The sequence below is a fragment of the Sanguibacter sp. TS_SC_8 genome (assembly GCF_055361235.1).
The window spans coordinates 884,758-896,659 of record NZ_CM143955.1; the positions used below are offsets into that span (position 1 = coordinate 884,758).

At 70.1% G+C, this 11,902-nt stretch carries 7 protein-coding genes; 5 read left to right on the forward strand and 2 right to left on the reverse strand.

Annotation, left to right across the window (positions count from 1 at the left end):
* Positions 1-2: 2 nt before the first annotated feature.
* Both ACWA15_RS03845 and ACWA15_RS03850 read right to left on the reverse strand, forming a co-directional pair.
* Positions 3-1,013, reverse strand: coding sequence for an amino acid ABC transporter permease (locus ACWA15_RS03845; protein WP_464058129.1), 1,011 nt, complete (start codon positions 1,011-1,013; stop codon positions 3-5).
* Positions 1,014-1,021: 8 nt separating this feature from the next.
* Positions 1,022-1,930 (reverse strand): ABC transporter substrate-binding protein, encoded by a 909-nt coding sequence (locus ACWA15_RS03850; protein ID WP_464058130.1) that lies wholly within the window; start codon positions 1,928-1,930, stop codon positions 1,022-1,024.
* 242 nt (positions 1,931-2,172) lie between these two features.
* Between ACWA15_RS03850 and ACWA15_RS03855 the strand changes: the two genes are divergently transcribed.
* The 5 genes from ACWA15_RS03855 to mgtE all read left to right on the forward strand — a co-directional run bounded on the left by ACWA15_RS03855 (position 2,173) and on the right by mgtE (position 11,901).
* Complete coding sequence (locus tag ACWA15_RS03855) at positions 2,173-2,487, forward strand: hypothetical protein (protein ID WP_464058131.1); 315 nt, start codon at positions 2,173-2,175, stop codon at positions 2,485-2,487.
* A 96-nt stretch (positions 2,488-2,583) separates the two neighbouring features.
* Positions 2,584-6,117, forward strand: coding sequence for a DEAD/DEAH box helicase (locus ACWA15_RS03860; RefSeq protein ID WP_464058132.1), 3,534 nt, complete (start codon positions 2,584-2,586; stop codon positions 6,115-6,117).
* A 259-nt stretch (positions 6,118-6,376) separates the two neighbouring features.
* Positions 6,377-8,023, forward strand: a complete 1,647-nt coding sequence (locus ACWA15_RS03865) for an HNH endonuclease signature motif containing protein (RefSeq protein WP_464058133.1) — start codon at positions 6,377-6,379, stop codon at positions 8,021-8,023.
* A gap of 759 nt (positions 8,024-8,782) precedes the next feature.
* The gene (locus ACWA15_RS03870) at positions 8,783-10,447 is read left to right on the forward strand and encodes a carbohydrate-binding domain-containing protein (protein ID WP_464058134.1); all 1,665 of its coding nucleotides are present in this window, start codon (positions 8,783-8,785) and stop codon (positions 10,445-10,447) included.
* 86 nt (positions 10,448-10,533) lie between these two features.
* Positions 10,534-11,901: a magnesium transporter gene (gene mgtE, locus ACWA15_RS03875; RefSeq protein WP_464058135.1), complete on the forward strand. Its 1,368-nt coding sequence runs from the start codon at positions 10,534-10,536 to the stop codon at positions 11,899-11,901.
* Position 11,902 lies beyond the last annotated feature (1 nt).

The following is an 11,902-nucleotide window of genomic DNA, read 5'->3' on the forward strand; positions in this document are numbered from 1 at the left end:
GGTCACGGGGTGACCTCCGTCAGCGGACCCGGTTCAGCGGTGGTCCCAGCCGCGTTGATCGCGGCCTGACGTGACCGCCGCTGCGAGGCACGCCGTCGGCCACCGCCGCCGCCGCCCCCGCCGCCGCCTGGAGCGTGGTGCACGTCGAAGCCCTTTCCGTAGTACTTCTCGAGGAAGTGCTGGCCGACCATGAGCACGCTGGTGATCGCCAGGTACCAGATGGCCGCGACCATGAGCATCGGGATCGGCTGGAAGATCCGGTTGGCGACGGCGTTCGTGGCGAACTGGAGGTCGAGGGTGAACGGCACCGCGAGCACCAGCGACGTGGTCTTGAGCATGGAGATCGTCTCGTTGCCGGTCGGCGGGACGATGACGCGCATGGCCTGGGGGAGGACGATGCGGGTCATGATCCGGGTGTTCTTCATCCCCAGCGCCCGGGCGGCCTCGGACTGGCCGGGGTCGACGCTCTGCAGCCCGGCCCGCACGATCTCGGCGAGGTAGGCCGCCTCGTTGAGGGCCAGCCCGATGATCGCCGCGCGGGAGGCGGTGATGAGGTCGGTCGTGCTGAAGTCGACGAACTCGGGGCCGAAGGGGATGCCCAGGCTCAGCCGCGGGTAGAGCACCGAGATGAGGCCCCAGAAGATCAGCTGGGTGTAGATCGGGGTGCCGCGGAAGATCCAGATGTAGGTCCACGCGACCCAGCGCATGACCGGGTTCGCCGAACCGCGCATCGTCGCGAGCAGGACCGACAGGATGATCGCGATGAGCATCGCGGCGACGGTGAGCCACAGCGTCCACGCCACTCCGCGCAGCACCGGGGTGCTGAACAGGTACTCCGCGACCGTGCCCCACGCGAACTTCTCGTTGGTCACCAGGCCGTGCAGCGCCATGGCCGCGACGACCACCACGACCCCGCCTGAGATCCACCGGCCGGGGTAGCGCACCGGGACGGCGTGGATGCGGTCGGGGACCTGGTCGGGCGGGGTCGCCCGGCCGGCGTCGGGCGTGGACACCGTCGACCTCAGCTGACGCTCGGGTTGAGCTCGGCGGTGGTCACAGCGCCGGTCTCGTTGCCCCAGGCGGCGAGGATCTTGTCGTAGTCGCCGGAGTCGATGAGCTTCTGCAGGGCCTTCTGGACGGCCTCGGTGAGCTCGGCGTCGTCCTTGGAGACGACGATCCCCTGGGGGGAGGTCGCGAAGACCTCGCCGAGCTGTTCGACCTGGCCGTCGGTCTGGGTCACGGCGTAGGCGACGATCGGGGAGTCGGCGTACATGATGTCCGCCTTGCCGCCGACGACGGCGGTGGTCACGTCGGTCTGCTTGTCGTACTTGAGCGGGGTGATCGGGTCCTTGCCGTCGGCTTCGCACTGAGCGATGAGGCCGTCGAGCGCCTCGTCCTCGACCGTCCCGGTCTGCACACCCACGGTCAGCCCGCACAGGTCCGCGCTGTCGACGTTCTTCGGGTTGCCCTTGGCGACCGCGTACGCCTCACCGGCCGTGAAGTACTGGATCATGTTCACCTCGGCCTGGCGCTCGGGGGTGATGGTGAACGAGGAGATGCCGATGTCGTACTTCGAGCCGATCGCGGGGATGATCCCGGTGAAGCTGGCCGTCTGCACGTCGGTCTCGAGCCCGAGCACCGCACCGATCGCCTTGGCGAGGTCGACGTCGTAGCCCTCCGGGGTCTGCCCGTCCTCACCGATGTACTCCGCCGGCGCGTAGGTCGTGTCCGACCCGACGACGAGCTTGCCGGTGCTGGCCACGGACTCCGGCACGAGGGCGGAGAGGGTCGTGTCCTCAGCGATCGACGCCGCGTCGAAGGAGGCAGCTCCGTCGCCGGTGGAGTCCGCGTCGGGGGTGTCGTCGCCGCCGCACCCGGCGAGCAGGAGCGTCACGGTCGCGGCTACCGCGATGAGGGGGAATCTGCGCATCGTGTCCTCCAAGGACTGCAAACGGCTGGTGCTGGTCCCTGGCGGTCACCGGGGTCTGCCGGGTCCGCGAGGGTGTCAGTTGTACCGCACCCTAGGGGTGCAGTGTTTCCAGTGTGTGTCCGGCGGGTAAGCCACGCACCAGGATAGGGCGGCTGAGCCCGCTCGGCTAGGCTCGCCACGCACGAGCCGGTCACCGGACCGGGCACGAGTCTCGGCGCGAGCACCACAGGGGGACCATCGTCATGGCAGACACCACAGACCACGCGGGCGGACCCATCTCCGTCGCCTCCATCGAGGCCAAGCTCGCCGCGGGCACCCCGGTCGACCCGGCCGACGTCGCATGGTTGCTGCACGCGCTCAAGGTCGCCACCGCGGATGAGGGCACCCCGGGCGAGGCGACCCCGGAGCCGGACGAGACCGCCGGCCCGTCGCGGGAGCAGCTCATCGCCGAGTTCAAGCTCGGCCCGGACCCGTCCCCGGACATGCTCGCCTACCTCGCCGACTACGTCGCCGAACGCACCGTCGAAGCCGCCGCCGACGTGGACGAGGACGCCTGACCCGCCCGACGCCGACTGTCCCGATCGCCGGTCATGTGACCACCCCCATGCCCACCGAGGCACCTGCTGTCAGCCTCAGGTGAGAGAATGGCCTCCGTGTTCACACCTGCAGACATCTCCCGGCTCGTCGGTACCGACGCGATGTCTCGCGGTGAGCAGTACTTCCAGACCGGACACGTCATCGCGGTGGCCCGCAGCGGCGCGGGGGACACGATCGTCGGGCAGGTGCGCGGTTCGGCGAACAAGCAGTACGTGACGGTCGTGGAGCTCTCGAGCGCCGGCGACCAGGCGACCCCGCGGTACGGGAAGTGCTCCTGCCCGGTCAAGCTCAACTGCAAGCACACCGCCGCGGTGCTGCTGGCCTTCCTCGACAAGCAGAACCCCACCGCCCCGCCGCCGGTCACCCAGAGCGCGGCGTTCTCGGGTGCGCACCCCCGCAAGACGACCGAGTGGGAACGGACCTTCGCCGAGCTGCTCGCCCCGGTCGGCGCGGCCGAGACCACCGCCGCCTCGGCGCGTCGCCTCAAGCCGTGGGACCGCAGCGCCGCGGCCGAGATCGGCCTGCAGCTCGAGCTCATCGTCGACGCGCCGTCCAAGCCGCTGCGCTACGGCGCGTCCTCCCGCGCGGCCTCCCCGGAGCCGCGGCTGGGCATGCGCCCGGTCATCCGCCGCGACGGTGGACGCTGGACCCGCACCGGCATCTCGTGGAGCGAGCTGCGGCTCATCGACGCCCGCGACGGCGGTTTCCCCGAGGGGCACGTGGACATCCTGCGGTCGCTGTACGGCCTGTCCAAGTCGGTCTCCGAGGTCGGCTACTTCGCCGCCCCGTCCTGGCTCTACGCCGATGCGCTGCCCAGCTCGGGCCTCTGGGCGATGCTCGACGCCGCCCGCCGCGCCGGGCTGCCGCTGCTGCAGTCGGACAAAGCACAGTCCCCGCTGCCGTTCTCCCCGCGCCCGGCGACCACGGACCTCACGGTGACCCGCACCGAGAAAGGCCTCGCGCTCCGCGCCGAGGTCGTCGTCTACGACCCCCCGGCCCAGCAGGCGCTCGACCTCACGGGTCCGGTCGCCGAGCCCGCTCAGGCCCCGGCCTTGCTGCCGGACGAGGCCCCCCAGTCCGCCCCGCTGCCCGACGCCGCCCCCGAGCCGGTCCTGGTCACCCGCGGACCGCGCAACGTCACGCTGCTGGGCAGCCCGCCCGCCGGACTGTTCACCTGGCCTGCGCGCGGCGCGCTGGGCAAGGAGAGCCGGATCCTGCTGGCGCGGTTCGAGTCCCCGCTCGACGCGACGACGGTCGCGCTCGTGCGCCGCCCCGAGCCGCTCGCCGTCCCGCAGGCCGACGAGCGCCGGTTCCTCACCCGGGTGTTCCCGGCCCTGCAGGACCGCTTCGACGGTGTCCACCTCGATCCGCAGATCACCCTGCCCGAGCGTGCCCGCCCGACCCTGTGGCTCGACGTCACCCACCGCCCCGACCACGGCGCGGACCTCGCCTGGCAGTGGCGCTACGCGACCCAGGACGACACCGGCGCTCCGACCGTGGTCACCGTCCCGCTCGGCGCGGTCCCCGACCCGGTGGTGCGCGACCTCGCCGCCGAGACGGCGATCCTCGAGCGGCTCGCGGGGCGCGCCCCGCGGCTGCCCCTCGCAGATCCGCAGGCCGACGCCCATGGCGCGCGGGCCGGCGTCGGGCAGGTGGAGCTGCGGGGGATGGACACCGCGCTGTTCTTCACCGAGGAGCTGCCGGCGCTGTACGACCTGGCCGACGCCGAGCCGGACTTCAGCGTCCAGATCCACTCCGACGCCGCAGGCGTCGACTACCGCCTGACCGACGACATCGACGTCACCGTCACCACCTCCCAGCTGCCCGACCAGCGGGACTGGTTCGACCTCGGCGTCATCATCCGCGCAGGTCAGCAGTTCGTGCCCTTCGCCGACGTGTTCAAGGCGCTCGCCGAGGGCAAGTCGCACATCCTGCTCGTGGACGGGCTGCACTTCACCCTCGACGACGACCGATTCCTCGCGCTGCGCGACCTCATCGCCGAGGCCCGCGCGCTCCAGGACACGATGGGCGGACCGTTGCGGATCAACCGGTTCCAGGCGGGGCTGTTCGAGGAGCTCGAGCGGTACGGGCTGGTCGGCGCGCAGGCGGAGAGCTGGCGCGCCTCGCTCGGCGCGCTCGCCGGCGGCGCGAAGCCCGAGCACGTCGAGCCGCCCGAGGGCCTCGTCGCGCACATGCGCAGCTACCAGCAGGAGGGCTTCGAGTGGCTCGCGTTCCTGCGCCAGCACGGCCTGGGTGGTGTGCTCGCCGACGACATGGGGCTCGGCAAGACCCTCCAGGCGCTCGCGCTCATCCAGCACGACCGCAACTCCCGCGTGGCCAGCGACGCCCCGCGGCGACCGTTCCTCGTCGTCGCGCCCACCTCCGTGGTGGGCAACTGGGCCGCGGAGACGCGCCACTTCACCCCGGGCCTGACGACGGTCACCATCCACGAGACCCATGCCCGACGCCGCGTCCCGCTGGCTGAGGTGGTCGCCGGGGCGGACATCGTCGTCACCTCCTACGCGCTCTTCCGCCTCGACTTCGAGGAGTACGACGCACTGACCTGGGACGGGCTCATCCTCGACGAGGCGCAGTTCATCAAGAACCACCAGTCGGTCGCCTACCAGTGCGCCCGTCGGCTCGTCGCGCCGGTCAAGCTGGCGCTGACCGGGACGCCGCTCGAGAACAACCTCATGGAGCTGTGGTCCATCCTCTCCGTGGTCAGCCCGGGGCTGTTCCCGAGCCCGACCCGGTTCAAGGAGTACTACGCCCGCCCGATCGAGAACGACCACGCCGAGGAGCGTCTCGACAAGCTGCGCCGCCGGGTCGCGCCGTTCATGCTGCGCCGCACCAAGGAGGTCGTGGCCAAGGACCTGCCGGCCAAGCAGGAGCAGGTCGTCGACGTGGTCCTCAACTCCCGCCACCGCAAGCTCTACGACAAGTACCTCCAGCGTGAGCGCACCAAGGTGCTCGGGCTGGTGGAGGAGTTCGGCGAGCACCGTTTCGAGGTGTTCCGGTCGCTGACCGTGCTGCGCCAGGCGAGCCTCGACGTGAGCCTGGTCGACGACGAGCACGCGGGCGTGCCCTCCTCCAAGCTCGAGGTCCTCTACGAGATGCTCGAGGACATCCTCGCTGAGGGGCACAGCGTGCTGATCTTCAGCCAGTTCACCCAGTTCCTCGGCCGGGTGCGCACGCACCTGGACAAGCTGGCCGTCGACTACTCCTACCTCGACGGGTCGACCCGTCGCCGCACCGAGACGATCGAGCGGTTCACGTCGGGGGAGACGAACGTCTTCCTCATCAGCCTCAAGGCGGGCGGGTTCGGGCTCAACCTCACCGCGGCGGACTACTGCATCCTCCTCGACCCGTGGTGGAACCCCGCTGCCGAGGCGCAAGCCGTGGACCGCGCGCACCGCATCGGTCAGAAGCGCAACGTCATGGTCTACCGCATGGTCTCGACCGACACGATCGAGGAGAAGGTCATGGCGCTCAAGGCGTCCAAGTCCAAGCTCTTCGCGAGCGTGCTCGACGGCGGCGCGGCCGGCGGCGCCGGGCTGACGGCGACCGATGTTCGGGAATTGCTGACGTAGATCTTTGGATCTGTGGGTTGTGGGTTGTGGGTTGTGGAATTGTGGACTATCCACAATGCGCGTGGCGAGCGCAATCCCGCACTCAGCGAATCAGCCGTCGGATTGCTTCGTCGACGGCTCATAACTGTTGCGCAATAGGGTGTCGGTCGATAGAATAAGGAATAGGTAGTCGCGCAGCATTCGTGAATGCGGGAGGTGTCTCGTGGGGTCGATGAATTCATTCCGCCGCGATCTGACACCTGCCCCCGAACGTCGCGAATTGACCCCCGGTGTGTGGGTCGACGTGGTGGCCGGACCGGCGCCCTCGATGGTCGAGGACTGCATCGAGTCGGCGTTCGAGGAGCTGATCCGCGCGGGCTGGCCGGCGGCGGGCGACGAGGTGGTCTTGGTGGAGCCGGCACCGGAGTCAGAGGCTCCTGCGCCAAGCGGGCGGGCGGCGCGTGGGGAAACCTGCGTGCAGGCAGTCGCCGCCGACGACGGTGTGCTCATGGATCCGGCGGACGTGCCGGTGAGCGTGTTGGCGCTGCTGGACCAGATGGAGTCGTTGGTCGAGACGATCACGGCGATCGACCCGGCGTCGCTCCCGGGTGCGGTGGCTGCTGAGGTGTCCCAGCGGATCAACGCTGCGGTCGGGCGCCTGGAGGCGCAGCGGTTGGGGTGCATCGCCCGCACCGAGACCGAGGGGTCGTGGCACCAGGAGACGATGCACTCCTTCACGTCGTGGTTGGAGAAGGCGGAGAACCTCTCGAAGGGATTGGCCCAACGCACCGTCGCGGCAGCCCGGGCAGTGAGCCAGCACCTGCCGGCCACGGGTGCTGCGGCGCGGGCTGGGACGATCACCGGTGAGCACGTGGCGATCATGGTCAAGGCGACCAAGACGCAGGAGTTGTGCGAGGCCCTGGCCAGCCCCGTGATCGAGGACAGCCCGGCGACCGACGGCACCCCGGTGTGCACGTGGGAGGAGAACCTCCTGGGGTGCGCGATGTGGCGGTTGGAGAAGTTCAACCAGGTCGTCAAGACCTTCACGCTCTCCGCCGACCCTGTGGCGCAGGAGAAGGCGTTCAAGGACGCCGCCGAGCGGGAGTTCTTGCAGGTGTCCCCGACCCTGGGCGGATCCCAGATCAGCGGGTTCGTCACCACCGAGCACGCCCAGCTCATCACCACAGCGTTGCGGGCGGTGGCCGGTGTGCCCTCCGCCGAAGAGACCCTGCACCCGGCGGACCTGCGCAAGGTCGACGCCCTGGTGGACCTGTGCGAGCAGTACCTGGACGCCGGGATCGCGGGCAAGGGGGCGAACGTGCGCCCGCACCTGTCGGTGCACGTGTCCTGGGAGGAGTTCACCCGGGTCTTCGAAGCCACCCACAGTGACGGTGATGACGACGCTGACAGCACTGACGGTGAGTCAGATGGCACCGGCGCGGCTGGTGAACTGGCCGGCGGAGCGAGCAGCACTGCCTCAGACGGCACCGGTTCCCGATCCTGGTCCCCGAGAACCTTCGAGGCCCGCCTCAAGGCCGGGTACGCGACCTGGGAGGACGGCACCGGCCCCATCCCCGACGCGGTCCTGAGACGCATCGCGTGCGACGGGGAGATGACCCGGATCATCTTCGGACCCGACTCCCAGATCCTCAACATCTCCCGCACCAGACGCACCTTCACCAAAGAGCATCGCCGCGCCATCATCGCCCGCGACACCACCTGCGTCTGGCCGGGCTGCGACGCGCCACCCCGCATCTGCGAGATCCACCACGCCCTACGCCACTGGGCCGATGGCGGCGACACCACACCCTCCAACGGGGCCCTGCTCTGCAGGCACCACCACCACCGCGTCGACGGCGAGCACATCGCCATGACCCACACCGGTGGCACCTGGCACATCGACGTCCCAGGCACCTACCGAGCCTGAGCTCCAGGTTTCGCAACCAAGGGCTTCGCGCGCGCTTGCGCCACGGAGACGGCCGTCAAGGGATTGCGCCGTCCTTCACCCTTCTGCCTTACCGCGAGCCATCCCCCTCGTAGAAGATGCGAAACACCGGGTAGTTCTCGGCGATTGCCTGGATGTCGTCGATGGACGGCTCAGGGTCGAGTCCGAAGTAGAAGCGAGCTTGGTCGGAATTGGCCTTCTCGCCGCTGCGTTGTCTGCCAGCCCGCAGGTACTCCGCGATGATCTCTGCGCGCTCGGTCGACGCGAGTTCCTCAAGGTTGACGTGTTGGGCTCTGCGACGGCGTCTCGCGGAGCCAGGCCGAGCGATGTCAGCAGCACACCGAGCCAGTTGAGGCGGCGATACCAGGCAGCTGGCGGACGGTAGGCCGTGCGGGCGGAGTAGTCCTGAGGCTTCATGTCCACCCTCCGTCACCGCAGCAGCTTGGCTTCACATCGATGTTCTCACCGAACCTGGGGGCGCAGCGGCGAAGGACCCCACCGGGGACTCGACCGACGCCCGCCGGGGACGGCTCGGTGACCGCCTGACCTGTCGGTGCACATCAGCTGGGAGGGAGGTCACTCGGGTCTCCTCGTCGTCGCGAGCCGCCGCCTCCAGCGCACGCTCGTCATCACGGCGCCGACCGTCCCCGCCTCACAGGTGACGCACAAGCAACGGCGATCTCACGCATAGCCGCCCCACGTAGACCTGACCCATACAGTCACCGACCTCTGGAGCACACCATGCGTCGTCCCACCCGCACCGCCTTCCTGGCCCCGGTCCTCGCTCTCGCTCTCCTGGCAGGCTGCGCCTCCCAGGAGACCGGAACCAGCACCCCGTCTACGACCCAGACGGGCGAGACGAGCGAGACGGCCGAGACCGTCACCGCCACCGACGCGAGCTCCGACAACGCTGCCTCCCACGACGAGGACGCCGACTACGTCTGGGACGCCTCTGAGGAGGTGGCCATCACCCTGACCGGCGACTCCGCCACCTCCGGCGCCGGCGCTGACTCCGGCTCCGTGACGATCGACGGCTCGACCGTGACGATCACCGCGGCCGGCACGTACCGCGTCTCCGGCACGCTCACCGACGGTCAGGTCGTCGTCGACTCCGCTGGCGACGGCATCGTCCGGCTGATCTTCGACGGCGTCGACCTGTCCAGCTCGACCACCGCCCCGGTCGTGGTGACCAACGCCGAGAAGGCGATGATCGTCCTGGCTGACGGCACGACGAACACCGTCTCGGACGCGAGCACCTATGTCTACCCCGACGCCGAGACGGACGAGCCGAACGCCGCGATCTTCTCCGCTGCCGACCTCACGATCACCGGCCCCGGTGCGCTCACGGTCGCCGGCAACGCCAACGACGCCATCGCGAGCAAGGACGGCCTGGTCATCTCCGGTGGGGCGATCACCGTCACGGCAGCCGACGACGGCATCCGCGGCAAGGACTACCTCGTCATCACGGAGCGCGAGTCCGCCCCCCAGATCACCGTGACCGCCACCGGCGACGGCCTCAAGTCCGACAACGAGGAGGACACCACCAAGGGCTACGTCTTCATCGGTGCCGGCGAGGTGACCGTCACCTCGGGCGACGACGGGATCCAGGCCCAGACCGACGTGACCATCTCCGGCGGGACGCTGTCCCTCGCGGCGGGCGACGACGGCGTGCACGCCGACGCCGCCCTGACCATCACCGGCGGGACGATCGACGTCACCGAGTCCTACGAAGGTCTCGAGGCTGCGCAGATCACCATCGACGCCGGCAACATCACGGTGACCGCTTCCGACGACGGCATCAACGTCGCCGGCGGGACCGACGCCTCCGGGATGGGCGGCCCGGCCGCCGGTGGGCAGGGTGGCGGCGGAGGCGCCCCCGGTGGCATGAGCGGCGACGACACCTTCACCGCCGACGCCGACTACTTCCTCATCATCACCGGCGGCACGATCGTCGTCGACGCGGCAGGTGACGGCCTCGACGCGAACGGGTCGATCGAGATCGCCGGCGGCACCGTCGTCGTCGCGGGCCCCACCGACAACGGGAACGGCGCGATCGACTCCGACGGCGGTGTGCTCATGTCCGGTGGGGTGCTCGTGGCCGCGGGCAGCGCCGGGATGGCCGTCTCACCGGCCGCCACCTCGCCGCAGGCCTCGGTCCTGGTGAGCTTCGACTCCGTGCAGAGCGCGGGGACGATCGTCCACCTGGTCACCGCGGACGGCACCACGGTCGCGTCCGTCGAGTCGTCCAAGGCCTTCCAGACGATCGTCGTGTCCACCCCGCTGGTCGTCAGCGGCCAGACCTACACCATCACCGTGGACGGAGCCGTCACCGGTGACGTCGTCGGCGGTCTTTCCGTCAACGGGGACTCGACCGGCAGCCGCGAGGCCGGCTCGGTGACCGCGTGAGCCTATAGTTGGGCAGTGGAGCCCTGCTCGTGCAGGGCACCCTGCCCGGCACCGGCGCCTGATCCGTCCCCACCCGAGGGAGCGCCATGCGCCAGAACCTGCCCACCAACCCCAAGCTCGACCTGCGCGACGTCATCGCGGCCGGGACCCTCACCGCCGTCGAGCGCTGGCTGCGTGAGGTCCCCGGCTCGTGGCGGCGTTCGGAACAGGTCGACGACCTCACCGACGCCGAGATCCGCCGGCTGGTGGCGCTGCTCACCCCGCAGACCGCCCGCGAGCTCTTCGACTCGATCGACACCGCGGCCGTCGTCGGCGTCCTGGAGGTGCTGCCGCCCGCCGTCGCCGCGGGGCTGCTCGACGCCCTCGACGACGACCGCTCCGCGGAGATCCTGCGCGGGCTCGACGACGACCACCGCCAGCGGGTGCTCGAGGGAACCGGCGCGGTGCGCTCGGCGACGCTGCGCGGGCTGCTGTCCTGGCCCCAGGACAGCGCCGGGTCCCGGATGAACCCCGACGTCGCGTCGGTCAGCGGGGCGATGACGGTCTCCGAGGCGATCGACACGATCCGCGCCCGGGCCGCCACCACGACGCTCGACGAAGGCGACGTCCTGGTCACCGCCGCGCCCGACCACCGCCTGGTCGGCGTCGTCTCCTACCTCGACCTCGTCCTGTCCCAGCCGCACACCCTCATCGCCACGATCATGGACCCGGACGTCGTGAGCGTCAGTGCCCTCGAGGACCAGGAGGTCGCGGCCCGCCTGCTCGCCGACCACGACCTCTCCGCCGTCCCCGTCGTGCACGACGGCGCGCTGCTGGGCATCATCTCCGCCGACGACGTCCTCGACATCCTCGAGGCCGAGAACACCGAGGACGCCGAACGCCAGGGAGGGTCGGAGCCGCTCGAGATCCCGTACCTGCGTGCGTCCCCGTTCCTGCTGTGGCGCAAGCGGATCATCTGGCTGCTCGTCCTCTTCATCGCCGAGATGTACACCGGAACCGTGCTGCGGATGTTCGAGGAGGACCTGACCACCGTCGTCGCGCTGACCTTCTTCATCCCGCTGCTCATCGGCACCGGCGGCAACACCGGCACGCAGATCACCACGACGCTGGTCCGCGCCATGGCGATGGGCCAGGTCGGCCTGCGCAGCATCCTGCGGGTGGTGCGCAAGGAGGTCGCGACCGGGCTGCTCATCGCCGCGACGATCGCGGGCCTCGCGTGGGTGCGCGCCGTGACCCTCGGGGTGGGGACGGAGGTGGCCCTCACGGTCGCCATCTCGATCGTCGTGATCGTGGTGTGGACCTCCCTCATCGCCTCGGCGCTGCCGCTGCTGCTCAAGCGCTTCGGCGTCGACCCGGCGGTGGTCTCCGCACCGATGATCACGACCCTGGTCGACGGGACCGGGCTGATCATCTACTTCACCGTCGCGCGCCTGGTCATCACCCAGCTCGGGTAGC

Coding starts and splice junctions, on each gene's coding strand:
- ACWA15_RS03850 (WP_464058130.1), bottom strand. CDS start 1,930: ATGCGCAGATTCCCCCTCATCGCGGTAGCCGCGACCGTGACGCTCCTG.
- ACWA15_RS03855 (WP_464058131.1), top strand. CDS start 2,173: ATGGCAGACACCACAGACCACGCGGGCGGACCCATCTCCGTCGCCTCC.
- ACWA15_RS03870 (WP_464058134.1), top strand. CDS start 8,783: ATGCGTCGTCCCACCCGCACCGCCTTCCTGGCCCCGGTCCTCGCTCTC.
- mgtE (WP_464058135.1), top strand. CDS start 10,534: ATGCGCCAGAACCTGCCCACCAACCCCAAGCTCGACCTGCGCGACGTC.